This window comes from Pseudonocardia xinjiangensis (assembly GCF_050948425.1).
GTDB classification, from domain to species: Bacteria; Actinomycetota; Actinomycetes; order Mycobacteriales; family Pseudonocardiaceae; genus Pseudonocardia; species Pseudonocardia xinjiangensis.
The window spans coordinates 3546137-3571893 of record NZ_CP192009.1 but is presented as its reverse complement, the minus strand read 5'-3'; the positions used below and the strand labels follow the sequence as shown (position 1 = coordinate 3571893).

The following is a 25757-nucleotide window of genomic DNA, read 5'->3' as shown; positions in this document are numbered from 1 at the left end:
CCCGCTCACGATCCCTGCCCCACTGTCCCGACGGGTGCTGGGGCCTGCCAGCTCGTGCGCCGCGCCGCCGCGACCAGCGCCTGCGTCACCAGGTCCCGCGGCTGGTGCAGCACCTGCTCCACCGGGCCGTACTCGCGGACCCGACCGTCGGCCAGCACCGCCACCCGCCGGGCGATCTGCGCGACCACGGCGAGGTCGTGGCTGATGAACAGCAGGGCGGTGCCGCGGCGGCGCACCAGGTCGTCGAGCAGCCCCAGCACCTCGGCCTGGACGGTGACGTCGAGCGCGGTGGTGGGCTCGTCGGCGATCAGCAGGTCGGGCTCCCCCGCGAGCGCGATCGCGATGCCCACCCGCTGGCGCTGGCCGCCGGAGAGCTGGTGCGGGTAGGCGCGGACCAGCACCTCCGGGTCGGGCAGCCCCACCGTGGCGGCCAGCTCGACGGCCCGGCGGGCCGCGGCGGACCGGGAGGCGCCGGTGAGCCGGCGCACCGGTCCGGCGATCTGCGCGCCGACCCGCATCAGCGGGTCCAGCGCCGTCGCCGGCTCCTGGAACACCATCCCGATCCGGCTGCCCCGCACCCGGGCCAGCTCGCGGTCCGAGCCGCCGGCGAGCTCGCTCCCGGCCAGCCGGACACTGCCGCTGACCGTGGCACCGTCGGGCAGCAGACCGATCACGGCGAGCGCGGTGAGCGACTTCCCCGACCCGGAGGCGCCGATCAGGCCGAGCCGCTCACCCGCGTCGAGGCGGAGCGAGACGTCGTCCACCACGGCCCGGCCGCCGAAGCGGACGGTCAGGCCCTCGATCTCCAGCAGCGCCGTCACGGCAGCACCTCCACGGCGGGCGCCGCCTGCCCCGGCAACCGCATCCTCGGGTCGATGGCGTCGCGCAGTGCGTCGCCGAGGAGGGTGAACCCGAGCACGACGACGGCGATCGCGCACCCCGGCCAGACCACCACCAGCGGGTGCACGGTGACGTACTGCTGCAGGTCCTGCAGCATCCGTCCCCAGGACGGGGTGGGCGGCGGGGTGCCGAACCCGAGGTAGGACAGCGCCGCCTCGGCGAGCACCGCCAGCGCGAGCACGAGCGAGAGCTGCACGACGAGCACGGGCGCGACGTTGGGCAGTACGTGGCGACGGACGATGCGCCCGGTGCCCGCCCCGGCCACCTCGGCGGCCAGCACGTAGTCGGTGCCGAGCACCGAGGTCATCTCCGCCCGCGCGACGCGGGCGACGTTCACGCCGGTGCCGATGCCGATGGCGACGACCGCCGTCCACACCGAGCCGCCGTAGACCGCGGCCAGCACCATCGCGAGCAGCAGCGTCGGCAGCGCCACCAGCACGTCGATCAGGTGCGCGACCACCTCGCCACCGTGGCGGGGGACGGCGGCGAGCACGGCGAGGCCCACCCCCACGACGGCGGCCACCACGGTGGCGGTGGCCGCGGTGAACGCCGTGACCCTGGCGCCCGCCAGCAGCTGGCTCGCCAGGTCGCGGCCGCTGCCGTCGGTGCCGAGCAGGTGCCCGCCCGACAGCGGTGGCAGCCACGTCGAGGCCGGGTCGACCAGCGTCGGGTCGAACGGAGTCCACACCAGCGACACCAGCGCGCCGAGCACGAGCAGCGCCACCACGACGGCGCCCGCGAGGCCGGTGGGGCTGCGCAGCACCCGGCGCGTCACCGGCTCACCCGCAGCCGGGGGTCGATCAGGCGGTGGGCCACGTCGACGAGGAAGCCGATCGTGAGCACCGCCCCGGTGAGCAGCAGCACCTCACCCTGCACCTTCACCAGATCGCGGTTGCCGACGTCGGTGAGCAGCATCTGCCCCACCCCCGGCAGCGCGAACACAGCCTCGACGACGACCGCCCCCACCAGCAACGCGGCCACCTGCAGTCCCAGGATCGACACGACCGGCAGCGCCGCGTTGCGCAGGCCGTGGCGCAGCAGCGCTCCCGTCCGGGTCAGGCCGGTGGCCCGCGCGGTGCGCAGGAAGTCCTGGTTCAGCACGCCGAGGGTGGCCGACCGCACGAACCGCAGCAGCACCGCGCCCTCGGCCAGCGCCAGCGTGACGGCAGGCAGCACCAGGCTGCGCACCGCCCGCACGGGCTGCTCCCAGCCCGCGGTGGGGAACCCCTGCGCGGGGAGCCAGCGCAGCCACACCGCGAACACGATCGCCAGCACCAGGCCCACCCACAGCGTCGGCAGCGCGATGCCCAGCTGGCTGCCGACCGAGATGACGACGCCGAGCCGCCGCCGGTGCGCGATCGCGGCGAGGACTCCGAGCGGGACCGCCACCAGCACCGACAGCACCATGGCCACGGCGACCAGCGGCGCCGTGACCGTCAGCTTCTCGCCCAGCTCCGCCGACACCGACACGCCGCTCAGGGCCGAGGTGCCGAAGTCGCCGGTGAGCACGCCCCCGATCCAGGTGGCGTACTGCACGGCCAGCGGCCGGTCCGTGCCCAGCTCGTGGCGCAGCGACGCGACCTGCGCCGGCGTCGCCTGCACCCCGGCGATCACCTGGGCCATGTCCCCGGACAGCAGCCGCAGCAGAAGGAAGATCAGCACGCTCGCCGCGAACAGCGACGCCGCGAACAGCGCGGTGCGACGCACCAGGAACACGACCACGGCTGCCTCGCTACTGCGCGGCCGAGGCCGTGACCTGCGCGAGGTCGAGCCGTGAGTTCGTCTCCCTCGTGGGGAACCCGGTGACGCCCGCGCGGAGCACGACGAGGCTGGTCGGGCTGTAGAGCCAGTCGCTCACCGCGTCCTCGGAGATCTTCCGCGCGACCTGCCGGTACAGCCCGTCGCGCTCGGCATCGCTCGCGGCGGTCGACGCCTGGTCGGCCCACTGCTGGACCTGCGCGTCGGAGTAGCGCCAGTAGTAGTCCGGGTTCGCGTAGTTCCCGATGTCGCGCGCCTCGGCGTGGTCGACGATCGACAGGTCGTAGTCCGCCTTCGTGTAGACGCGGTCGAGCCAGGTCGCGAACTCCACCGGCTCGTAGCGCACCCGGATCCCCACCTGCCCGAGCTGCGACGCCACGTACTCGCCGATCCTCGCGGAGTAGATGTTCGGCACCACGAGGGTCAGGTCGAGCCCAGAGCCGAACCCGGCCTCGGCGAGCAGCGCCTTCGCCGCCGGGGGGTCGTAGGGGTCGATGGAGGTGAGCCCGGCGTCGAACCACGGGTCGGTGGGCGCGACGCCGCTGCCGATGCGCTGCCCCTTGCCTGCCAGTGCCACGCGGATCAGGCCGTCCTTGTCGATCGCCTGCCGGATCGCGTGGCGCACGCGTACGTCGGCGAGCGGGCCGCGGCCGTTGTTGATGCCCAGCACGAACTTGTCGCTGGTGACGCCCTCGGCGACCGTGAAGTCGGGGCCCTGGAACTGGGACAGGAGCGTGGGGTCGGGCCCGGTCTCCACGTCGGTCTCGCCGGTGAGCTGGGCGTTGTTGGCGGCGGTGGTGTCGGGGATGTAGTGCAGCACCACGCCGGAGAGGTTCGCGGGCTGTCCCCAGTAGTGCTCGTTGCGCGCCAGCGTGATGGACGACCCGCGCTGCCAGGAGCGGATCACGAACGGCCCGCTGCCGTTGGCGGTGCCGGCGAGCGTGGCGGGGTCGGTGCCCTGCTTCAGCACCGCGGCGGCGCGGTCGGTGAGGGCGTAGGTGAAGTTGGCGTCGCGACGCGAGAGCGTGATCACGACGGTGTGCGGGTCGGGGGCGTCGACGCCGGTGACCGCGGCGAAGTCCGCCTTGTTCGGGTTCTTCGACTCCGGTGCGATCACGTTCCGGTAGGACCACACGACGTCGGCGGACGTGAGCGGGGAGCCGTCGGCGAAGGCGAGACCGTCGTGCAGCCGGAACGTGTAGGTGAGCCCGTCGGGGGACGTGCTGACGTCCTGCGCGAGCAGCGGCACGATCGCGCCGCCGGCGTCGCGGGTGAGCAGCCCCTCGTAGACGTTGTCGAGCAGGAGCTGGGAGACCGCGGCGCCCGCCACGCTGGTGATGTCGAGGCTGGTCGGCTCCAGCACCAGCCGCACGTCGAGCGTGGTGTCGGCCGCCGGGGCGCCCGCCCCGACCGACTCCGCACCGCTGCAGGCGGCCGCCAGCACAGCGGCCGCGAGCAGCAGGGGGACGAGTCGTCTGACCCGGATCACGGACTCTCCTTACGGGGTGGGGACGGACGTGACCGCCGCGACGAACCGGAGCAGCTCGGCGTGGACCTCGCCGCGGTCCAGCTCGTGCAGGACGTTGTGCCGGTCACCCGGGTACACGACGACCCGCGCGCGGGGCAGCAGCTCACCCACGGCCACCGCGCCCGCCGCCGGGGCGATGTCGTCCTCGGCGCCGTGCAGCAGCAGCACCGGGAGGTGGTCGAGCGCACCGTCGGTGACCGCGGCGCGGGTGCGCGCCCCCGCCGCGGTGAGCGCCGCGAGGGTCTGCGGGCGCAGGCCGCCGTCCCACACCAGGGGGTCCTCGCGCACCAGCCGGGCCTGCTCGGGGTCGCGTACCAGCTCGGACGGGTCCTTGCGCAGCTCCATCGGGTCGACCCCGGACGCGAGGAGTGCGCTCAGCCCCTGTGCGCCGTCGAGCAGCGAGGAACCGGCCAGTACGAGCCCCGCGGTGTCGGCGGCGGGATCGGCGGCCGGACCGCTGACGGTGCCGGTGCGGATCTCCCCGACCAGCAGCGTGGCCACGGTCGCGCCGAGCGAGTGCCCGGCCACCACCACCGGGACCCGGGGCCACGCCGACCGGGCCTTGGTGAGCAGGGTCTCGGCGTCGGCCACGAGATCGTCGACGCTCTCGACGAGGACCCGCTCGCCGTCGCTGTAGCCGTGGCCGGCCTGGTCGAGCGCCCACGTGCCGACGCCCATCTCCGCCGCCGCCTCCGCGAGCGGGCCGTACTGCCCGCTGTGCTCACCGAGGCCGTGCAGCAGCACCAGCAGGGCCACCGGACGGCCGCCCGGCTCCCAGCGCCGGAAGTGGATCCTGCCCCGGCGCCCCGCGAACCAACCCCTGATCATGCCGATCCCCCCAGTGTCGATCTGTGTGTCGAGCCACCATGTGCCGGGGCGCCCGATCCGGCCAGCGCTGACTCGAGATCGGCGAGCAGGTCGTCGATGCCCTCGATGCCCACCGACAGCCGGATCAGGCCGGGCGTCACGCCCGACGCCCGTTGCTGGTCGGGGTCCAGCTGCGCGTGAGTGGTGGAGGCGGGGTGGATCGCGAGGCTGCGGACGTCGCCGATGTTGGCGAGGTGGCTGAACAGCGTCAACCCGTCCACGAACCGCCTGCCGGCGTCCCGGCCGCCCTCGATCTCGAACGCCACGACCGCACCCGCGCCCTGGGGCAGGTAGTGCCGGGCCCGGTCGGACCAGCGGCTCGACGCGACCCCGGGGTAGTGCACGCGGCGCACCAGCGGGTGGCGTTCGAGCCACTGCGCCACGGCCGTCGCGTTGGCACAGTGCCGGGCGAGCCGCAGGTCCAGCGTCTCGAGGCCCTGCAGGAGCAGGAAGCTGTTGAACGGGGAGACCGCCGGGCCGAGGTCGCGCAGGAGCCGGGTGCGCAGCCGCATCGAGAAAGCCAGGCCGTCGCCGGAGAAGGCGTCCCAGAACGACAGTCCCTGGTAGGTCGGGTCGGGGGCGGTGAGGCCGGGCCAGCGAGCGGGGTCGGCGCCGAAGTCGAACCGCCCGCCGTCCACCACGACCCCGCCGATCGCCGTGCCGTGGCCTGCCAGGAACTTGGTGGTGGAGTGCACCACGACGTCGGCACCGTGCTCGAACGGCCGCAGCAGGTAGGGCGTGGGCACGGTGTTGTCCACCACGAGCGGCACCCCGGCGTCGTGGGCCACCTCGGCCACCCCGGCGACGTCGAGGACGTTGCCCAGGGGGTTGCCGATGCTCTCGCCGAACAGGGCCCGGGTGCGCGGGGTGACCGCCGCCCGCCACGCGGCGAGGTCGTCGGGATCCTCGACGAAGCTGACGGCGATCCCGAGGTCGGCGAAGGTGTGCGCGAGCAGGGTGTGGCTGCCGCCGTAGAGCGCGGCCGCGGCCACGATGTGGTCACCGGCCCTGGCCAGGTTGAGCAGGGCCAGTGCCGTGGCCGCCTGGCCGCTGCCCAGCGCCACCGCGGCCGTGCCGCCCTCCAGCGCCGCCATCCGCTCCTCCACCACGGCGGTGGTGGGGTTGGAGAGGCGGGTGTAGGCGTGCGACGCCAGGTCGCGGAGGGCGAACGCGTCGGCGGCGTGCTCGGAGTCGGTGAAGACGTAGGACGTGGTCTGGTAGATCGGGACGGCCCTCGCCCGGGTGGCCGGGTCGCTGCTGGTCCCCGCGTGCACCTGCCGGGTGGAGAAGGACCAACGTGGCGCCGGGGCCGTCACGCCTGCCGGGCCAGCACGTCGGCCCACCACTTCTGCGCCACCCGCGGGTGCGACCGCAGCCAGCCCACCAGCGCGTTCTCGCCGAACGCGGCGAGCAGCGGGTTGTCCGGGTCGGCACTGACCCCGGTGGCCGCGGCGGCCAGCTGCGGAGGCAGGTCCAGTGGCGCGACGACGGCGTCGAGACGCGGGCCGAGGAAGAAGGGAACGGAGTAGCGGTCCACCCCGGCGGCCGGGCTGAGGACGCGGTGCCGGGTGGCGGTCAGGTAGCCCTGGGTGGCGATCTCCAGCATCTCGCCGATGTTCACCACGAACGCGCCCGGCAGCGGGGCCGCGTCGATCCAGCCCCCGCCGGGGGCCAGCACCTGCAGGCCTCCGACCTCGTCCTGCTGCAGCAGGGTGAGGTAGCCGTAGTCCTTGTGCGCGCCGACGCCCTGGTCGTCGGCGGGTGTGGGCCTGCCCGGGTAGTGCACGATCTTCACATGCAGTGAGGACTCGTCGTCGAACCAGGCGTCGAAGTACCCCTCGTCCTGCCCGAGCGCGACGGAGAGCGCCCGCAGTACCTCCCTGGTCACCCGCAGCGCCTCGTCCTGCCAGGCCAGGACGCGCTCCCGCAGGTCGGGCAGCGCTGACGGCCACTGGTTGGGGCCGATCAGGCGTACCCAGTCCGGGTCGCCGGGGCGGGTGTCCACGGCGGCGCGCTCGGGACCGATGTCGATCTGCTCGCGCCAGTCCGCGTTGCCCGCGGTCTGCTCGGTGCCGACGCGGGTGTACCCGCGGAACTGCGGGGAGTGGATGTTCTCGATCTCCAGCCGCTGCTCGACGGGCAACGCGAAGAACTCCTTCGCGGCGTCCAGGATCCCGTCGGTGACCGCCTCCGGCACGCCGTGGCCCGTGACGTAGAAGAACCCGACCTCGTGTGCCGCCCGGCGCAGCTCGGCCAGGAACGCCTCCCGGTCGGCCGTCGGGTCCCGGAACCGCGACAGGTCGACGACCGGCAGGGTGGCGCCCTCGACGGGGGGCACGGTCACGTTCTCTGTCATGGGACGACCTCGTCAGGAGTGGGGACGGACGACACGGCGACCACCGCCGGGGGCCGGGGCGGACGTGGCGGGCGGCGGGTCAGCGACAGGCCTGGTCGAACTGATCGCCGCGGCGGCCTGCCCAGACGGGCTCGAGCAGCGCGCCGCGCGTCCCGCCTGCCGAGGTCATGGGGCGATGAAACCATGACGATGCGTCAACAACCATGACCATTCCGGCGTTGTGACCGACGCCGCTCTCCGGCGCCGGGACGCGCCCCGGCAGCGACCTCCACGACGGGTGACCCACCGGACGAACTCCCCCCGTCCCGCCGTCCCGATGGGCTGACAGGGGGGACGTCACCGCTCGCCCGGGCGGCCCGGGAAGCGCGGGACGGGAAGAATCGAGCCGTGGTCACCCCATCGTCTCGTGGTTCGGAGAACCCCGCACCGTCGTCGGTGCGCCGCTGGCGACGGCGGCTGGCCGACGAGCGTGAGGAGGCGAAGGTCTACCGCGACCTCGCCACCCGCCGGAGCGGGGAGGAACGGCAGATCCTGCTCGGGCTGGCCGAGGCCGAGGAGCGGCACGCCGCGCACTGGGCCGGCCTGCTCGGCGACGACGCGGGACGGGTCCGGCGCGGGGCCGCCCGGATGCGGCTGCTGGCGTTCCTGGCGCGCCGGTTCGGCTCGGTGTTCGTGCTGGCGCTCGCGCAACGCGCCGAGACCCGGTCGCCCTACCGGTCCGACGCCGACGCCACGGCAGCCATGGCCGCCGACGAACGGGTCCACGAAGAGGTGGTCCGCGGGCTGGCGGCCCGCGGCCGGGCCCGCGTGTCGGGCACCTTCCGCGCCGCCGTCTTCGGCGCCAACGACGGTCTGGTCAGCAACCTCGCCCTCGTGCTCGGGGTGATCGGCGGAGGCGCCTCACCGCCCACCGTGGTGCTCACCGGCGTGGCCGGGCTGCTCGCGGGGGCGCTGTCGATGGGCGCCGGGGAGTACGTGTCCGTGCGCTCGCAGCGTGAGCTCCTCGCCGCATCCTCGCCCGACGTCCGCGACGCCCACGCCATCCTGCGCGAGCTCGACGTCAACGCCAACGAGCTCGCGCTCGTGTACCGGGCCCGCGGGGTGCCGCCCGAGGAGGCCCACCGCCGGGCCGCGGCGGTGCTGCGCAGCGACGACCCCTCGTCGGCGGCCCTGGTCGCCGACCAGGTCCAGGGCGAGGACGGCTACGACGTGGTGGGCACCGGCGTGGGTGCCGCCCTGTCGAGCTTCTGCTTCTTCGCCTCCGGAGCGGCCGTTCCCGTGCTGCCGTTCCTGTTCGGGCTCAGCGGGGTGGCCGCACTCGCCGTCGCCGGGCTGCTCGTCGGGCTCGCCCTGCTGCTCACCGGCGCCACCGTGGGCGTGCTGTCCGGCGGTCCGCCACTGCGCCGGGCACTGCGGCAGCTCGCGATCGGCGCGGGCGCGGCCGCCACCACGTACGGGCTCGGCCTGCTCGTCGGTGCTGCGGTGGGCTGACCCGCGGTCCGCTCCGGATCACGCTGGCGAACCGGCGCGATCGGAGCGAAGCTCGGACGGATCGAGATCGGGCCGGCCGGGATCCGGGCGGGCCCGACCTCGTCGCGACGTCCTCGACCGGAAGGCAGCACCGTGAGCTTCGCGTTCGGCATCTTCGACTCGTTCGACCTCGGTGACGCCACCCCGGGCGCCGTGCTCACGAACCGGCTGGACCTCGCCGTGGCCGCCGAGGCGGCCGGGATCGACCACTACCACGTGACCGAGCACCACGGCACGCCGCTGTCGGTGTGCCCGTCCCCCAACCTGTTCCTCGCCGCGCTGAGCCAGCGCACGTCCACGATGCGCATCGGAGCGCTGGTCAACGTGCTGCCGATCTACGATCCGCTCCGGCTGGCCGAGGAGATCGCCGTCCTCGACCAGCTCTGCGCCGGACGGCTCGACCTGGGTGTCGGCCGCGGGGTCAGCCCCTACGAGCTGGGCTACTTCGGCGTGTCCGACGAGGACTCCCGTGCACTGTTCACCGAGACGCTCGGCGTGGTCACCGCCGCGCTGGCGACCGGGCGCATGAACCACCGGGGCGAGCGCCTGCGCGACTACGACGTCGAGCTGTCGGTCCGTCCCGTGCAGCTCCCCCACCCGCCGCTCTGGTACGCCTCCAGCAACGCCGGTACCGCGGCATGGGCGGGCACCAACGACGTCAACTTCGTCGGCCGGTGGAACGACGGCTCCTTCACCTCCACCGCCGAGACGTTCTGGAACGCCTGGGAGAGCCGTCCCACCCGGGCAGGCGGGCCGCCCCGGATCGGGGTGGCCGCCACCGTCCACATCGGCGCCACCGACGAGGAGGCGCTCGACCGCTACCACAAGGCCCACGCGGTCTACGCCCGTCAGCTCACCAAGCTCTGGCACGACCACGACGACCACCGGGTCGACGCCATGGCCGACGCCGAGGCCGGCCTCCGCCGAGGCACGGCGCTGGTCGGCTCGCCGCACACCGTCCGCGACCGCGTTCTGGAACAGGTCGAGCGCGCGGAGGTCAACTACGTCGAGGCGACCCTCGCCTTCGGCGATCTCACCCCGGCCGAGGCCAGCGCGAACCTTCAGGCGTTCACGGAGGTGGTGGCACCCGCCGTGCGCGCGGCCACGGCCGGGCGCGAGCACGTCCGCGACGCCCGGTGAGCCGAGCGGTCCTCGGTCCCGGCGGCCATCATGGGACGGGCCGCACCGCCCTCCGATCGGAGCTCGACGTGACCACCTCCCCACCGGCCCCTGTCCGGCAACTGCTCGATGCCGCCAACCGCGGGGACGTCGACGGGTTCCTGAGCAGCTTCACCGCCGACGGGGTGGTGGACGACTGGGGGCGGGAGTTCCGCGGTTCCTCGGAGATCCGGTCGTGGAGCGACGCCGAGTTCATCGGGGTCCGGGTGTCGCTGACCCCGACCGGTGTGGTCGAGCGGGACGGGGTCGTGACGGTCACCGCGCAGGTCGGCGGCGACGGTTTCACCGGCCCGAGCCAGTTCTCGTTCCACCTCCGGGACGGCCTCGTCTCGCGGATGACCATCCGCGCCTGACCGATCCTGCTGGCCACGACGCGCCCGGAGCGCCAGGATGTCCGCCGTGGACCAACCGCCGCAGCCCGAGATCCGCATCGGAGACCGCGAGCGGCGGGAGGTGGACGCCCGGCTCCAGCAGGCGCAGGCCGACGGGATGCTCACTCTCCTCGAGTACGACGAACGTGCCGCCGCCTGCTGGGCGGCGCGCACGCGCAGCGAGCTCGACGCGCTCACCAGCGACCTGCCGCAGTCCGACCAGGCCGAGACCACGGTGCTGCCGGTCGACCCCCCCGCGCCCGGCCCCGCGGAAGCGCCCCCCGCCGGCCTGGCCCGGCGGGTCGTCGGCGGTGTGGTCACCGCGGCGCTGGTGGGCACCGGCCTCTACCTCGGCGCCCAGGTGATCACCGCCGACGACGGCGTGTCCGTCTTCGGCAGCGGGGTGGTGCAGGTCGGCGCCGACCAGCAGCGTGTCGAGGTCGGCATGCTGTTCGGCAGCATCCGGGTGGTCGTGCCCGACGACGTGCGCGTGCGCCCGTCGGGCACCGTGATCTTCGGCAGCACGAGGTGCGAGGAGGCCTGCCGCCCCGGCCCGGGCCTCCGCGAGGTGGTGGTGGACGCCGACGGCGGGTTCGGCAGCGTCAACATCATGCGGCAGAGCGAGCTCGACCGCGGCGAATTCGGCGACCGGGACCGCAACTCGGACCGCGACGACGACTCCGACGACGACGACTAGCTGTCATGCCTGGCCGGGTTGTCGACCCGGCTGATTTGATCGCGACGAGATCCGGGTTTCGGCCCCGGGGAGGGCGATGAGCCTCATCTCGCAGAGATCTTGCTGGTTCACCGCGCCGCGCCGGTCCTCCCGGGGATGGCGGCGCGGTCCGCGGTGCGTGGCCCAGGGGCCCGCCAGTCGCCCGTTCCCGGTGCGCGAGTCGCCCGGATTCCGCCCGCGAGTCGCCCGCGGCGCGTTCTTGATCAGCGTGAGACGCGGGTTTCGGCCCGTCGCAGGGCGATCAGGCTGGTCTCACAGTGATCTTGCTCCGTTGATCGCCACGAGATGCGGGTTTCGCCCCTTCGCCGGGCGCAGAGCCGCGTCTCGGAACGATCTTGCCTGCCCGGCGGCAGGTCCCTGGACGTGACCCACCAGCCCCGCGAGTGTGGCCGCGGTGGGCTTTCTCGTCGGGGTGGATCTCGGCGTGGACCAGGCGGGTGTGGCGGGACTGGTCGCTGTCGCTCTTCACATCCACATGCACCAGCTCGTCCGGGCGGGGCGTTCGCAGCGGCGGATCACCGCGCCGGTGGGGCGGTCGAGCCAGGCCGGCCGGGTGAGCTCCCTACCCCCCGCAGCAGGCTGCGGCTCCGCCTGCGCGGGGCCGCCGCCGCTGACACCGGCCCGATCCCGCGTCATGGTCACGTATCGCTGTTCCCGGGCGGCTTGCTTCCGCGTCATGTGACCATGACGCGGAAGGCTGTCCTGGCAGGGAGGGTGGTCGCCCGCGAGTCGCCCGCTTCTGCTGCCGCAGCCCGCCCAGCAGCGCCATGGACACATATCGCTGTTCTGGCGCGACCCCGTCAGGTTCAGCCGAAGGGCTGACCCCGAGCCGTTTGACGGCGACCCGGGCCTGCTCGACGATCGGAGCACGGCCCGCGACTACCGAAACGCCCCATCCCCGGCCGGATGGTGGCCAGGTCGCATCGGGGAGGGTCCCGCCTGGCCGCATGACGGGAGAGATCATGGAGTCAGCTCCTGATCGACGAATGCAACGGCGTGCCGTGCTGGGCACGTTGCTCGTGGCCGGCACGTTGCCGCTGGCTCTGGGCGCCTGCAGCAACCAGGCGCCGGACGTCGCGGGGGCGCCGCCACCCCCGCCCCCACCCCCGCCGTCGCCCCCACCCCCGGCCTCGGGCCCGGGCCCGGTACTCCCCCGGCCCTCCACCCCCGACGAGGCGCTGCTCCGCCTCCAGGAAGGCAATGACCGGTTCGTCGCGGGTACGCCGCTGCACCCGAACCAGAGCGTGGAGCTGCGGCAGCAGCTGACCGGGAGCCAGCAGCCCTTCGCCGCGGTACTCGGTTGCTCGGACTCCCGGACCTCACCCGAGCTCGCCATGGACGCCGGCATCGGCGACCTGTTCGTCTGCCGGGTCGCCGGCAACATCGCCACCCCCGCGGAGACGGCGTCGCTGCTGTACGCCCAGGCCATGCTCGGTACCGACGTGGTGCTCGTGCTCGGCCACGACGACTGCGGTGCGGTCAAGGCGGCGATCGACGTCGCGGACGGCAAGATGCCCGCCGGGGAGTTCGCGCCGCTGACGGACCCGATCCAGCCTGCCGTGGCCGAGGCGCGCCGGACCGGCGCTACCGGCGCGGCGTTCCTGCACGAGGTCATCGCGGCCAACGTGCGCATCGTGGTGGCCACCCTGCCCACCCAGAGCGCCGGGCTGGCACAGGCGGTGCGGGCCGGTCAGCTCACCATCCACGGCGGCGTGCTCACCCTCGCCTCCGGCAAGATCGAGCTGCTGGGCTGAGAGCTGCCCCGGTCAGGCGGGGCCGGTACGCGCCGCGGCGAGCACCACGGTGGCGTACCCCATCGTGAAGCCGCCTCCCATCGCGTCGATGGCGGCGCCGGTGCCCGCGAGCAGCTCCTCCAGCTCCGTAGCCGACAACTGGGCGGCGACGCCACCGGTGGGCAGCTGGTCCAGCCACTCGTCGCGGGTGTAGTGCCGCTCCCAGTCGAACCGCCACTGCTCCGGTTCGCCGAACGCGTCCACCTGCCGGATCCCGGCGACCGCCCTGGTCAGGAGCGTCGAGTACCCGTCGAGGGCGGGCGCCGCCCACGGATCGAGCGGAGAGCCGGGCATGACCTTCCGGTGCACCGCGGAGAAGGCACGCGCCACCTCGGGCGGGGGCCGGAACACGTTCCAGAACGGCGCCAGCCGGCCGCCGGGCCGCAGCACTCGTGCCGCCGCGGCCGCGCCGGCGACCGGGTCCACCCAGTGCCAGGTCTGGCCGGCGACGACGGCGTCGAACACGCGGCCCGCCGGATCCCAGGCTTCGAACGCGGCCACCTCCACCTCGACACCGCTGCGCCGCGCGAAGCCGGCCATCCGCGCGTCGACGTCCACCCCGAGCACGCGGCAGCCGGCCGCCCGGAACTGCCGGCTGGAGATGCCGGTGCCGCAGCCGACGTCGAGGACGTCGGGTCCCGGACTGGCGGCGACGATCGCCGCCACCATGGCGTCGGGGTAGCGGGGCCTGGTCCGGTCGTAGCGATCCGGGTCGGACCCGAAGGACTCGGCCATCGCGCGGTGCTGATGCGGCTCCCGCCCGGACGGTAGCGTGGGCATGTGCCCACTTTAGTGGGCACATGCCCACTCGTCGACGGGTGGGGTTCGACGAGAGGACGAGGGCACGGTGCCGACGGGAGTGCACATCCGCGACGCGCGCGAGCAGCTGTTCGACGCCGCCGAGCGCGTCCTGCTCCGGGACGGGCCGAACGCTCTCACCAGCCGTGCGGTCACCACGGAGGCGGGCTGCGCCAAGGGCGTGCTGCACCGGCACTTCACCGACTTCGACGGCTTCCTCGCCGAGCTCGTGCTGGACCGCATCGACCGGATCGAGCACCAGGCGGCCGCGCTGCGTGGGTCCGCGGGCACCGGCACGGTCGCCGGCAACGTCACCGCCGCGCTGACCACCCTGTTCGAGTCGGTCGCCGTGGCGATCGTCGCACTGGTGATCTCCCGCGACGACCTGCGTGCCCGGCTGCGCCGGGCCAGGCCCACCGGCGGCGTCCCGGCCCTGACCGAGGCCGCGGCCATGATCGCCTCCTACCTCACGGCGGAGCGGACCCTGGGCCGCGTGGCGGCGGACGCCGACGTCGACACACTCGCCCCCACGCTGATCGGGGCGGGGCACCTGCTGTTCGCCGACCGGAAAGCCGCCCCGCCCGAGCCCGTAGCCATCCGCAAGGTCGTGGCCACGGTCCTCGCCGGCGTCGTACCGGAATCGCAGCGATAACCAGCCGGGAAGTTCACTCGAAAGGCTGACGTCAGATAACGGCTGCATCACGAACAGGTCTCAGCTCCTCCTGTGTGGCGGGTCCACGAGCAGGAGGTTCGTCATGGGCACGGTCGCCGCGCAGGACAACAACACGATCGACCTCGGCGCACCCGCCGCCGAGCGCGACATCGATCGAGGGCTCGAGCACTACTTCCTCGAGTCCGACGCCTTCCGGCGCGTCCTGCGGGGCGAGACGACCGTGATCCTCGGCAACCGCGGCGCCGGCAAGAGCGCCATCTTCCAGATCGTCGCCCGGCGCAGCCGGGCCAACGGCGCACGGGTCATCGAGCTGGCCCCCGAGGACTACTCCTACGAGATGCTCCAGCGCACCATGCAGACCGAGGAGCAGGGCTCATGGGCCAAGCAGGGCGCCTACGCCGCCGCGTGGAAGTACACGCTGCTCGTGCTGGTGATGAAGGAGCTGTGCAAGAAGCAGGTGCGGTCGAAGAACGCGTCCGAGGCAGCGATCCGGAAGTACGTCCGGGACCACCACCGCCAGCCGGGGATGGGGAAGCTCTGGGCGCTCATCTCCTACCTCAAGCGGCTCGAGGGCTTCAAGATCGGCCCGTACGAAGCGCAGGTCAAGACCAAGGAGCTGGAGCGGCTCTACAAGCTCGAGGAGATCCGCCACCTCGTACCCCACCTGCAGAAGGCGCTGACGGACCAGCAGGTGGTCGTCGTCATCGACGAGCTGGACAAGGGCTGGGACTCCTCCGAGGACGCGCAGGCGTTCATCTCCGGGCTGTTCCAGGCCTGCGTCGCGCTCAACGGGCTGTCGGCGAACCTGCGGATGTACATCTCGCTGCGCCAGGAGCTCTACGAGAACACGCCGGCGCTCTACGAGGACGCCCAGAAGCACCGCGACCTGATCGAGTCGGTGTCGTGGTCGGAGGCCGACCTCCGCAGCCTGATCGCCCGGCGGATCAGGTACTCCCTGCCGAGGCTCGCCGAGGCCACCGACGAGAAGTGCTGGAACGCCCTGTTCGCCGCCGGGCGTGGCACCAGACGGGACGACGCGTTCCGCTACATCGTCGACCGCACGCTCCACCGGCCCCGCGAGATGATCCTGTTCTGCACGCAGTGCCTCCACACGGCAGGCGAGCGCAGGTCGCCGCTCCCCCTGCGCATGGACACGATCGCGCTCGCGGAGTTCGAGTACTCGCGGGGCCGCACGCACGACGTCGCCGCCGAGCAGAGATTCCAGTACCCGGACGTGCTCAGCGTGTTCGAGGCGTTCCGGGGCCAGGTGCACACGTTCGAGCGGCGCAGTCTCGAGTACCTGTGCCTCGAGATCATCACGGGCGAGGTGACGGTCGGTGCCCGCGCCCGGCGGTGGCTGGCCGACTACGACGAGGACACGCTGATCGACGTGCTCTGGAAGATCGGCTTCCTCACCGCGGAGGTCGCGGCGGGCACCGCCTGCACCGACGGCCCACTCACCTTCGTGGGGCACCACCAGGCCCCGCAGCTCGACGTCCGCAACGTGCGCAGGTTCGCGATCCACCCGATGTTCCGGGCCTGCCTGGGCACGAGAGAGGTGGACGCCGACATCCCGTGCCGGCGCCACGGCGGCTGACCGGCGCAGAACCCCGGGGGCGGGTCACCAGCCGGCCACCGAACCGGCGTCCACCGGCAGCGTCACACCGGTGACGAACGACGCGTCGTCCGACAGCAGCCAGACCACCGCGGCGGCGACCTCCTCCGGCTCGCCGATCCGCTGCATCGCCTGCGGCTTCATGATCTGCGCGAGCCGCTCGGGCGTCGCCCCGCGGGCGAACCCGGTCATGATCGTCCCAGGCGCGACGGCGTTGACCCGGATGCGATCCTCGGCGTACTCCACCGCGGCGTTCTTCGTAAGACCCACCAAGCCGTGCTTCGCCGCCGTGTAGGGCGCGAGACGCTTCACCCCCCGCAGCCCGGCGTTGGACGCCGTGTTGACGATCGCACCCCCTCCCCCGCGCAGCATCTGGCGGATCTGACGCTTCATCCCCAGGAACACCCCACGCAGGTTCACCGCGATGACCCGGTCGAAATCCTCGTCCTCGACATCGGCCAGCAACTCACCACCACCGCCGATCCCCGCGTTGTTGTGCGCGAAGTCCAGCGCACCGAACCGCTCCAGAACGAACGCCACCAACGCGTCCTGATCCTCGGCCCGGGACACGTCGCAGGCCTGGAAGTAGGCCTCCCCACCGGCGTCACGGATCAACCGCACCGTCTCCTCACCGGGCTCACGCGCCGACTCCAGATCCGAGACGACCACCCGGGCACCCTCCCGCGCCGCCCTGATCGCCGTGGCGCGCCCGATCCCGCTCGCCGCACCCGTCACCAGACCTGCCCTACCGGTCATCGATCCCATCGGCTCGCCCCCTGCACGTCGTCATCACCATCACCCGCGGCCCGGGCCCGATTCGCCCGCCGACCTGCGGTCAGGATCAACCGGCGCACGCCGGTGACGGGAGCGGTTCCACGCGCGATTACCTGGTGATCCGTGCAGCCCGGGCGCCTTCCCCACCCCAGATTACGACGCGAGAACTGTCCTCGATCAAGCGCCGAACGGCAGGGCCGCTATGGTCGCCGCCACATCAACCGAACCGATCTTCAGCTTCCCCGAATACGTCACTCCTGTCCCCCGTCGAAGGGCGAACTCCCCATGGTGCAGAAACCATTCGATGTCGTGATCGTGGGAGGCGGCACGGCCGGATGCGTGCTGGCGAACCGCCTCACCGCCGATGGCAACACCCGCGTCCTGCTCCTGGAGGCCGGGCGCCCCGACTACTGGTGGGATCTGCCGATCCAGCTGCCGATCGCCATGGGAATGCCGGTCGGCGACAAGCACCACGACTGGCTCTACGAGTCCGAGCCGGAACCCGGCCTGCAGAACCGGCGCCTGCACCACCCGCGGGGCAAGGGCATCGGGGGCTCCAGCGCCATCAACGGGATGATGTACCAGCGGGGCCACCCCACCGACTTCGACCGGTGGGGCGTCGAGTCCGGCACACCCGAGTGGGACTACGCGCACTGCCTGCCCTACTTCCGCAGGCTGGAGAACTGCCTCAGCGACGTGGACGAGTCCGTCCGCGGCCGCGGCGGCCCGCACACGCTCCAGCGCGGACCGGCCGAGGGCCCGATCTTCGAGGCCTTCCTCTCGGCGGCCGAGCAGGCGGGCCACAAGCTGCTGCCCGACCTGAACGGAACCGAGCAGGAGGGCTTCGCCCCGTTGGACCAGGGCGTGCGCCGCGGCCGGCGGGAGTCGGCGGCGCGCTCGTACCTCGGTCCGGCGCGGAAGCGGCCCAACCTCGAGGTGCGGTCCCGGACGATGGTCACCCGCCTCCACGTCGAGGGCGGCCGCGTCGTCGGCGTGCGGTACCGGCAGGGCACGGGCGGCGACACCGTCGTGCCCGCCCGCGAGGTCATCCTGTGCGCCGGAGCGATCGGCTCACCCCAGCTGCTGCAGCTCTCCGGCATCGGCGCGGCCCGGGAGCTGGAGGCGCTCGGTGTCCGGGTGGTCCACGACCTGCCTGGGGTGGGCGAGTCGCTGCAGGACCACCTGGCCGTCCACCTGCAGCACCTGTGCCGGGAGCCGGTGTCCATGGCCCCCATCCGCCGCAAGGTCCACTGGCCGCGGGTGGTCGCGGAGGCGCTGCTGTTCGGGCGCGGCCCGGGGAGCCGCAACCCGATGCAGGCCGGCGGCTTCGCCCGGAGCGGTCCGGAGGAGAGCCACCCCGACCTGATGTACCTGCTCGCGCCGCTGGCGATGAACAGCACCGAGCAGTCGGTTCCGCTCGACGAGCACGGCTACCAGCTGCACGTGGGGGTGATGCGCTCGCAGGCCAGAGGGTCGGTGAAGATCACGTCGCGGGACCCCGCACGGCATCCGGCGATCCTCCTGAACTTCCTGACCGAACCGGAGGACCGCAGGCGCTGGGTGGAGGCCGTCCGCATGGGGCGCGAGCTGCTCGCGCAGCCGGCGCTTCAGCACCTCGACGGGGGCGAGCGCATCCCGGGTCCCGAGGTCCGGTCCGACGACGAGGTGCTCGACTGGGTGACCCGCACCGCCAAGGTCGGGCTGCACCTCGCGTGCAGTGCCCGGATGGGCACCGACGACGGCGCCGTCGTGGACCCCTCGACGCTGCGGGTGCGCGGCCTCGACGGGCTGCGCATCGTCGACGCCGCGGTCATGCCGTCGCTCACCAACGCCAACACCTACGGCCCGGTGATGATGCTCGCGGAGAAGGCGGCCGACATGATCCTCGGCAACACGGCGCTCGCGCCGGAGTACCCGGGCACCGCCCCCGGCCGGCTCACCGTGGCCGGTCCGGACGCGGTCCGGCGGCCTGCCGGCACGGGGCGCGCACCGGCCTGACCGGACATGGGGAGAGCAGGCGACGGCCGCGTCGAGCGGGGCACGGGGCGATCAGAGCAGGGTGCACCGGCTGCCCTAATGTGCCGGTCCATGAGGAGCGCCGCCAAATGAGAAATGCCTTGGCGAGCTGGAAGTCCCCGCAGCACCGTGACGGATTGGCACTGGTACTCAGCTCGGCGCTGTCCTCGGCGGTCGGTCTCCTCTACTGGGTCGCCGCCGCGCGGCTGTTCGATCCCGACACCGTCGGCGTGAACTCCACGATGGTCTCCACGCTCACGCTGCTCGGCAGCGCGGCACAGCTCAACCTGGGCAACGCCATGCTGCGCTTCGTGCCGGTGGCGGGCCGGACGGCGCGGTCGCTGGTGCTCAGCTGTTACGCCGTGGGGGTCGGGGCGGCCCTCGTCACCGGCGGGGTGTTCGCACTCGGGGCGGGATGGTGGGCGCCCGACCTGCTCGAGGCCGTCGGATCCGGCCCGCTGCTGGCGTTCTTCCTGCTCGCCACGCCCGTGTGGTCGGTGTTCGTCATGCAGGACTACGTGCTCACCGCGATCAAGCGGGCGACGCTCGTGCCCCTGGAGAACCTCGTCTTCGCGGTGCTGAAGATCGCCCTGCTCGCGGTGGGCGCGGTGCTCGCGATGTTCACCGCGATCGCCGTCTCCTGGGCGGTGGCCACCGCCGTGCTCGTGCTGGCGGTCACCGTATGGCTGCTGCGGGCCCTCCCGGCCCACGGCATCGCCACCGCGGCGAACGCCGTGCCGATCCGGGCCCGCACCGTCGTCGGGTTCGTGTCCGCCGACTGGGCGGGCACCCTCTTCTCGCTGTCGGTCAACTTCGGCCTCCCCCTGCTCGTGCTGGCACGGCTCGACGCGGACGCCGCCGCCACGTTCGGGGTGGCCTGGCAGATCGCCTTCGCGCTGTACCTGGTGGCCAACGGGATGGGCCAGTCACTGGTGGCGCACGTGTCGGCCGACCCGCAAGGGCTCGACGACGCCTACCGCGGCATGGTCAGGAAGGCGCTCACCCTGCTGGTGCCCGCCGTGGTCGTGATCGTCCCGGGGGCCGGGCTGATCCTCTCGATCTTCGGCGAGCACTACGCGGCCACCGGCACCGCGCTGCTCGCGCTGAGTGCGCTGTCCGCCGTGCCGAACGTCGTGTCGATCGCCACGGTCAACGCCGCCAGGGTCCGCCAGCGCCGGATCGTGCAGTTCGGCGTCCCGGCGATGATCGCCGTCATCGTCATCCCGCTCGCCTGGATCCTGATGCCCCGGCTGGGCCTCACCGGTGTGGGCATCGCGCTGCTCGCCGGCCAGTCGACGGTGGCCGCCGTCATCCTGGTGGTGCGCCGGCTCCGCCCACAGCGCCCTCCGCGCTCCGCGTCGGGCGCCGCGCCCGCGCCCGTGCTCCCCGACCTCGACCTGATCAACGCCGAGACCCTCCCCATCCCGATCGCGACCCGCGGGCTCCACGTCAACGGGTCGTCGGCGACACCGGCGAGGTCGCCCCTCTACGACCCGCCGACCGCCCCCGTGCCGCCGACGCCCGGCCCCACGCCCGGTCCACGGCACCCCCGCGCCCCCCACGAATAACGGCGCGGGATCCGCCGATCCGCCCTTGTCGGGGCTCCACCATCTCGTGCGCGCCCGTTTTCGCACGATTGAGTCATATGTCGGGACGGCTGATCGGAACGGGGATACATCAGCCCCTGCCGGTGGCCGGGTGTTGGGGAAGCGGCCGACTTCGGATCACCAACCGCTCATTTCGTATTGCCAAGGTCTGCCCAGCCGCGGACCACCGCGGTGGTCGATCGACGGGCAGGGACTGCGGAGTGCGGGAATGTCATCGGTAACGTCCGTGCGGGTGGCGCCACCGCCACCGACCGTACCCAGGCCGGCCCCGGCGCCGCGACGCCGTTTCGGAGCCCGTGAGCGCCACGACTTCCTCGTGTTCCTCGCCCTCGCCGCCCCGAACATCCTCTTGATCGTCGCCTTCAGCTACCGCCCGCTGCTGAGCAACATCTACTACTCCACCCTCAACTGGACCCTGGGCGCAGCCACGGCCGTGCCCGTCGGCCTGGGCAACTACGTACGGTTCTTCACCTCACCGGACACGCTCGAGATCGCGCGGGTGACCGCGATCTTCACCGTCGCCACGGTCGGCGGGTCGATGCTGCTGGGCCTGCTGATCGCACTGGCGCTGAACCGCAGCGTCCGGGGCGTCGGCTTCGCCCGCGCCGCGGTGTTCTCACCGTTCGTGCTCTCCGGGGTCGGCGTGGGGCTGATCTGGTCGTTCATGTTCGACCCCACGCTCGGCCTGATCGCCCAGGTGCTGAACACCGTGGGGCTGCCGAGCCCGCAGTGGTTCAACGACCCGTCGCTGAGCCTCGTGATGGTGATCGTCGTCTACGTCTGGAAGAACATGGGCTACGCGGCGGTGATCTACCTCGCCGGGCTCCAGTCCGTGCCGCGCGACCTGCTCGAGGCAGCGTCCATCGACGGGGCGGCCCCGCTGCGGACGTTCCGGTCGATCGTCCTGCCGATCCTCTCCCCCACCACGTTCTTCCTGCTGGTCACGAGCGTTCTCAACTCGTTGCAGGCCTTCGACATCATCCGGATCATGACTCCGCTCGGCCAGGGCACGACCACGCTGATCTACGACGCCTACCTGCAGGCCTTCGGCGGCTACAACCGCGCCGGCTACTCCGCCACCGTGTCGACGGTCCTGTTCGGCCTGCTGGTGCTGTTCACCGCCATCCAGATGCTGGTCCTCGAGCGACGGGTGCACTACCGATGACCCTCACGGCGACGGGACCCGAGCCCGTCACCCGCGCGCACCCGCTGGCCCCGCGCAGCCTCCTCTCCGCGGCGGTGGGGTCCTACCTCCCGATCGTGCTGGCCGTCGCGGTCGTCGTGCTGCCGCTGGTGTGGATGGTGCTCTCGTCCTTCAAGACGCCGACCGAACTGCTGAGCCGGGACCTGTCCTCGCTCCTGCCCGGCAGCCTCGCCCCCACCAACTACGTGCAGGCCGCCCGCGACGTCCCCTTCGTGCGGCTGTTCCTCAACTCGGCGCTCGTGACCGTGGTCGGAGCCGGGCTCAAGGTGCTGCTGGCGATCTCCACGGCCTACGCGCTGGTCTTCGTGCGGTTCCCCGCCAAGAAGCTGATCTTCGCCGGGATCCTGGTGACGCTCATGGTGCCGCCGCAGGTGTCGCTGCTGCCGAACTACATCCTGGTCACCGGCCTCGGCGGCGCCGACACCTACTGGGGGATCATCCTGCCCGGCCTCGGCACCGGGTTCGGCACGTTCCTGCTCCGCCAGCACTTCATGACGCTGCCGATGTCGATCCTGGAGGCGGCCGAGATCGACGGTGCCGGCCACTGGCGCAGGCTCACCCGCATCGTCGTGCCGATCTCCGCGCCCAGCATCGTGACGGTCGCGCTGGTCAGCATCGTGTTCGAGTGGAACGACTACCTGTGGCCGCTGGTCATCGTCAGCAACCCGTCGATGATGACCCTGCCGGTCGGCCTCACGCTGCTGACCAACAACGAGAACGGCATCGCCGCGTACGGGGTGCTCATGGCCGGTTCCGTCGCCGTCATCGTGCCGGTCCTCATCGTGTTCGCCGCGCTCCAGCGCTACGTCATCTCCGGGCTCACCCAGGGCGCCGTGAAGGACTGAGCGAGCACCGCACCACCGTTTTTCTCTCCCCACCCATCAGAAGGACCTTCCATGCCCTCCGGTACCTCCCCCCGCGCTGCACTGACCCCGGCCATGGACCGGCGCGGTTTCCTGCGCCTCGCCTCGGCCGTCGGGCTCACCGCGGCCGTGGCCGCGTGCGGCGGCCCCGCGACGACCTCCGGTGCCGCCCCGGCAGCGACGACGACCGAGATCGACTACTCGGGGGTGAAGCCCGCCGCCCAGATCACCTGGTGGTCGAGCAACCCGGGCTCGTCCCAGGCGGTGTCGCAGCAGATCGTCGACGCGTTCCACGCCGCCCAGCCCGACATCAAGGTCACCCTCGTGACGGCGGGCAAGGACTACGAGGAGATCGCGCAGAAGTTCCAGACCGCCCAGACCGGTGGGACGCTCCCCGACCTCATCGTGCTGTCCGACGTCTGGTGGTTCCGGTACTACATGCTGGGGTCCATCGTCCCGCTCGACTCGCTGATCAGGACCGTCGGCATCGAGACCCCCGACTACCGCGACCAGCTGCTGGCCGACTACCAGTACGCGGGCGGGCAGTGGGCGATCCCGTGGGCCCGTTCGACGCCGCTGTTCTACTACAACAAGGCGCACTGGGCGGCGGCCGGGCTGCCCGACCGGACCCCGACGACGTGGACCGAGTTCGCGGAGTGGGCGCCCCGGCTGCAGGCCGCCGGCACCGGTGTCCAGCACGCGTTCCAGCTGCCGGCCCTCGCGGGGTACGCGGGGTGGAGCTTCCAGAACAACCTGTGGGGCTGGGGCGGCGGGTGGAGCAAGGACTGGGACGTCACCAGTGACTCCGCGGAGTCCGTCGCCGCGATGCAGTTCCTGCAGGACTCGGTGTACAAGAACGGATGGGCCGGGGTGTCGAGCAAGGACTCCAGCAACGACCTGTCCGCCGGGGCCGTGAGCGCAACCGTGGCCTCCACGGGCAACCTGGTCGGCATCCTCAAGGCCGCCACGTTCGACGTCGGCGCGGGTCCCCTCCCCGGTGGTCCCGTCGCCACCTCCCCGGTGTGCCCGACCGGCGGCGCCGGCCTCGGGATCCCGAAGGACATCCCCAAGGAGAACCAGCTGGCCGCGGCCACGTTCCTGAAGTTCCTCACCTCGCCGGAGAACACCGTCGCCTTCGCCGACGCCACCGGATACCTGCCGGTGCGCAAGTCCGCCGACATCTCCGGCCTCGTGACGAAGACCCCGCAGAGCAAGGTCGCGATCGACCAGCTCGAGGTCACCCGCGTGCAGGACCGGGCGCGCGTGTTCTTCCCCGGCGGCGACCAGGAGATGGCCAAGACCTGCGCGAACATCCTGACCCAGCAGGCCGACCCCCAGGCGGAGCTCACGGCGCTGAAGAAGACCCTGACCGGCATCTACGACCAGGACGTCAAGCCGAACCTGTAGCCCGACCGCTGGTCCGCCGCCGGCAGTCCGCCGGCGGCGGCCCGGCTCACTCCGTGGTCGCCCGCTGTTCCTGACCGATACCGCCGCGGGCGTCGACCGCGCGCCGCAGGCGCAGCGCCCACACGACCATGATCACGCCGAAGACGATGGAGAAGATCCCCACCACCCACAGGAGCGTGACGAGCCCGGCACCCGGCCAGGCGAGCAGCACGATGCCGAAGAGCACGCTGACGACGCCTCCCGCCAGCATCCAGCCCCACGTCGCCGCACCCATCTTGCGCATCGTGAACGACTCGACGAGCTGGCCCACGCCGTTCACGATGCTCCAGAAAGCGATCACGAAAAGGATCGCCAGCACCGTGACGCCGGGCCACGTGAAAGCCACGATGCCGGCGATGAGCGACACGACTCCCTGGAAGACGTGCCAACCCCAATGTGATTCTTCCTTGCGGTGCCGGATCCCGGCAATGATCGCCGTGATGCCGTCGATGATCGCGTAGGCCCCGAAGACGAACACCAGGGCGAGCAGAGCGGTACCCGGTGCGAAGAGCGCGAACAGGCCGAAGAGGATCGCCACTATCCCGCGGATCAGCACCAGCCACCAGACTCCGCGAATTGCTGACGCCGGTTCCGACGTAGTCATGATCCGCTCCTGTCTGCAGCGCATGTCGGTCATTAATGAATGTGTCACGGTACCGTTCGAACGGCTGCCGTCGAGCCCCTGAACGGGGCAGCCGGCAATCCGCGCCCGTTACGGGAGCATCCAGAAGTGGTCGGTCACCAGGAAGAAGACCACCGCCCAGACGGCGTTGAGCGCAACCGCCACGGCGAACCCGGCCAGGTCGGTACGCGGTTGCGAAGCATTGCCGGCGGGCCGCAGCAACCAGCGCAACAACGGGTTCCCGTAGCGCGGCATCGTCAGGTACGTCATCACGAAGCTCGACAGGAGGCTGCCGATCAGCAGGGACTGCCACAAGGCCAGGCCGGGCACCAGCGCCGCCAGACCGAGCGTCAGCACCATCGCCGTCGGGTAGAGGCCGACCCACACGACGACCGCCGACTTCACGTTCGACGGCGGCGCCACCTCCCGTCCGCGCTCGTCGAACGCGAACCAGGTGCCGAAAGAACTGTCGATGGTGCGTAGCTGGAAGTCGTGGAACCGGTCGCCCTCGTCGAGCAGTTCCCGTCTGCGGCCCGACGTCAGCCACCGGTCGAGCGTCGCTGCGGAGTCGAACCGGTACAGCGTGGTCCACTCGTCCTGCAATCCCTCGATCGGCCGGAAGATCTCGGATCCCCGAAAGCCGGGGAACTCGCCCTCCGCCGCGGTGACATGGCTCTGCCACTGGAGGAACGCGGCGGTGTCCTCCGTCCTGACGCGATGCGTCACCACGACCGTGACGAGCGCATCGCCGGAATCCTCACCGCGGGTGAGCACCTGCTGTGTCGGCGGGCCGGCGAAATACGCGGCGCCCCGGTCGAGAAAGCTCTGGCGGGTCGCGCTGTTCAACCAGCTCCGGAGATGGTCCAGGGAGTCGAACCGGTAGACCACGACCCAGTCCGGCTGCACCGGGGTGGGCGGCGTGATCGTGGCGCCGACGAACCCGGGATACGTGCCCGCTGCCGCGTTCAGGTCGTTCTGCCACATCTCGAACGCTTCCGAACAACCGTCCCGGACCTGTTGCCCGATGATCACCGTCGCCCGTTCCTCGAGGGCCTTGTCACTGGCTGTCGCCATTCACATCACCCCCTCGGGGCAGTCATTCGCTCCGGCGCCCCGACCAG

General features: G+C 72.2%; 23 protein-coding genes. 12 read left to right on the top strand and 11 right to left on the bottom strand.

The window, feature by feature from the left end; all coding sequences use genetic code 11:
- Positions 1-5: 5 nt before the first annotated feature.
- The 7 genes from ACQPZA_RS16770 to ACQPZA_RS16740 are packed head-to-tail and all read right to left on the bottom strand — an operon-like array spanning position 6 to position 7409.
- Positions 6-821: an ATP-binding cassette domain-containing protein gene (locus ACQPZA_RS16770; RefSeq protein ID WP_433282096.1), complete on the bottom strand. Its 816-nt coding sequence runs from the start codon at positions 819-821 to the stop codon at positions 6-8.
- Entirely contained in the window at positions 818-1675 is an 858-nt protein-coding gene (locus ACQPZA_RS16765) for an ABC transporter permease (RefSeq protein WP_433282094.1), read from the bottom strand. The genes ACQPZA_RS16770 and ACQPZA_RS16765 overlap by 4 nt, the downstream gene beginning before the upstream one ends.
- Positions 1672-2622 carry an ABC transporter permease gene (locus ACQPZA_RS16760; RefSeq protein ID WP_433282092.1) on the bottom strand — a complete coding sequence of 317 codons (951 nt, stop codon included), beginning with the start codon at positions 2620-2622 and terminating at the stop codon, positions 1672-1674. Before ACQPZA_RS16760 ends, ACQPZA_RS16765 begins: the two co-directional genes overlap by 4 nt.
- Before the next feature lie 10 nt (positions 2623-2632).
- Positions 2633-4147, bottom strand: coding sequence for an ABC transporter substrate-binding protein (locus ACQPZA_RS16755; RefSeq protein WP_433282090.1), 1515 nt, complete (start codon positions 4145-4147; stop codon positions 2633-2635).
- Positions 4148-4156: 9 nt separating this feature from the next.
- Positions 4157-5014 (bottom strand): alpha/beta fold hydrolase, encoded by an 858-nt coding sequence (locus ACQPZA_RS16750; protein ID WP_433282089.1) that lies wholly within the window; start codon positions 5012-5014, stop codon positions 4157-4159.
- Positions 5011-6369 carry an O-acetylhomoserine aminocarboxypropyltransferase/cysteine synthase family protein gene (locus ACQPZA_RS16745; RefSeq protein ID WP_433282086.1) on the bottom strand — a complete coding sequence of 453 codons (1359 nt, stop codon included), beginning with the start codon at positions 6367-6369 and terminating at the stop codon, positions 5011-5013. The genes ACQPZA_RS16750 and ACQPZA_RS16745 overlap by 4 nt, the downstream gene beginning before the upstream one ends.
- The gene (locus ACQPZA_RS16740) at positions 6366-7409 is read right to left on the bottom strand and encodes an isopenicillin N synthase family dioxygenase (protein WP_433282085.1); all 1044 of its coding nucleotides are present in this window, start codon (positions 7407-7409) and stop codon (positions 6366-6368) included. Before ACQPZA_RS16740 ends, ACQPZA_RS16745 begins: the two co-directional genes overlap by 4 nt.
- A 387-nt stretch (positions 7410-7796) precedes the next feature.
- On the opposite strand from ACQPZA_RS16740, the gene ACQPZA_RS16735 reads away from it, so the two are divergent.
- The 5 genes from ACQPZA_RS16735 (at position 7797) to ACQPZA_RS16715 (ending at position 12979) form a co-directional block, all read left to right on the top strand.
- On the top strand, positions 7797-8900 hold the full coding sequence (locus ACQPZA_RS16735) for a VIT1/CCC1 transporter family protein (RefSeq protein ID WP_169397915.1): 1104 nt from the start codon (positions 7797-7799) through the stop codon (positions 8898-8900).
- 132 nt (positions 8901-9032) lie between these two features.
- Complete coding sequence (locus tag ACQPZA_RS16730; protein ID WP_433282083.1) at positions 9033-10079, top strand: LLM class flavin-dependent oxidoreductase; 1047 nt, start codon at positions 9033-9035, stop codon at positions 10077-10079.
- 68 nt (positions 10080-10147) lie between these two features.
- Positions 10148-10471 (top strand): nuclear transport factor 2 family protein, encoded by a 324-nt coding sequence (locus tag ACQPZA_RS16725; RefSeq protein ID WP_433282081.1) that lies wholly within the window; start codon positions 10148-10150, stop codon positions 10469-10471.
- A gap of 46 nt (positions 10472-10517) precedes the next feature.
- Positions 10518-11186, top strand: a complete 669-nt coding sequence (locus ACQPZA_RS16720; protein ID WP_433282079.1) for a DUF1707 SHOCT-like domain-containing protein — start codon at positions 10518-10520, stop codon at positions 11184-11186.
- Between the two features lie 1025 nt (positions 11187-12211).
- Positions 12212-12979: a carbonic anhydrase gene (locus ACQPZA_RS16715; RefSeq protein WP_433282077.1), complete on the top strand. Its 768-nt coding sequence runs from the start codon at positions 12212-12214 to the stop codon at positions 12977-12979.
- A 12-nt stretch (positions 12980-12991) separates the two neighbouring features.
- Here ACQPZA_RS16715 and ACQPZA_RS16710 read toward each other — a convergent pair whose 3' ends face one another.
- On the bottom strand, positions 12992-13753 hold the full coding sequence (locus tag ACQPZA_RS16710) for a class I SAM-dependent methyltransferase (protein WP_433282838.1): 762 nt from the start codon (positions 13751-13753) through the stop codon (positions 12992-12994).
- Between the two features lie 112 nt (positions 13754-13865).
- On the opposite strand from ACQPZA_RS16710, the gene ACQPZA_RS16705 reads away from it, so the two are divergent.
- On the top strand, positions 13866-14468 hold the full coding sequence (locus ACQPZA_RS16705; protein ID WP_433282075.1) for a TetR/AcrR family transcriptional regulator: 603 nt from the start codon (positions 13866-13868) through the stop codon (positions 14466-14468).
- A 103-nt stretch (positions 14469-14571) separates the two neighbouring features.
- Positions 14572-16086, top strand: a complete 1515-nt coding sequence (locus ACQPZA_RS16700) for a P-loop ATPase, Sll1717 family (RefSeq protein WP_433282073.1) — start codon at positions 14572-14574, stop codon at positions 16084-16086.
- A 24-nt stretch (positions 16087-16110) separates the two neighbouring features.
- On the opposite strand, the gene ACQPZA_RS16695 is transcribed toward ACQPZA_RS16700, so the two are convergent.
- A complete protein-coding gene (locus ACQPZA_RS16695) occupies positions 16111-16860 on the bottom strand; it encodes a glucose 1-dehydrogenase (RefSeq protein ID WP_433282071.1) in 750 nt (249 codons plus the stop codon).
- 303 nt (positions 16861-17163) lie between these two features.
- Here ACQPZA_RS16695 and ACQPZA_RS16690 point away from each other — a divergent pair, with 303 nt between their 5' ends.
- From ACQPZA_RS16690 to ACQPZA_RS16670, 5 genes are all read left to right on the top strand, one after another.
- Complete coding sequence (locus ACQPZA_RS16690; protein ID WP_433282069.1) at positions 17164-18876, top strand: choline dehydrogenase; 1713 nt, start codon at positions 17164-17166, stop codon at positions 18874-18876.
- Positions 18877-19031: 155 nt separating this feature from the next.
- Positions 19032-20462, top strand: a complete 1431-nt coding sequence (locus ACQPZA_RS16685; protein WP_433282067.1) for a lipopolysaccharide biosynthesis protein — start codon at positions 19032-19034, stop codon at positions 20460-20462.
- A 355-nt stretch (positions 20463-20817) separates the two neighbouring features.
- Positions 20818-21666, top strand: coding sequence for a carbohydrate ABC transporter permease (locus ACQPZA_RS16680; protein ID WP_433282065.1), 849 nt, complete (start codon positions 20818-20820; stop codon positions 21664-21666).
- Complete coding sequence (locus tag ACQPZA_RS16675; RefSeq protein WP_433282063.1) at positions 21663-22550, top strand: carbohydrate ABC transporter permease; 888 nt, start codon at positions 21663-21665, stop codon at positions 22548-22550. Before ACQPZA_RS16680 ends, ACQPZA_RS16675 begins: the two co-directional genes overlap by 4 nt.
- 51 nt (positions 22551-22601) lie before the next feature.
- Positions 22602-23975, top strand: coding sequence for an ABC transporter substrate-binding protein (locus ACQPZA_RS16670; protein ID WP_433282061.1), 1374 nt, complete (start codon positions 22602-22604; stop codon positions 23973-23975).
- 46 nt (positions 23976-24021) lie between these two features.
- On the opposite strand, the gene ACQPZA_RS16665 is transcribed toward ACQPZA_RS16670, so the two are convergent.
- Positions 24022-24618 carry an HdeD family acid-resistance protein gene (locus tag ACQPZA_RS16665; protein ID WP_433282059.1) on the bottom strand — a complete coding sequence of 199 codons (597 nt, stop codon included), beginning with the start codon at positions 24616-24618 and terminating at the stop codon, positions 24022-24024.
- A 108-nt stretch (positions 24619-24726) separates the two neighbouring features.
- Positions 24727-25710, bottom strand: coding sequence for an antibiotic biosynthesis monooxygenase (locus ACQPZA_RS16660; RefSeq protein ID WP_433282057.1), 984 nt, complete (start codon positions 25708-25710; stop codon positions 24727-24729).
- Positions 25711-25757 lie beyond the last annotated feature (47 nt).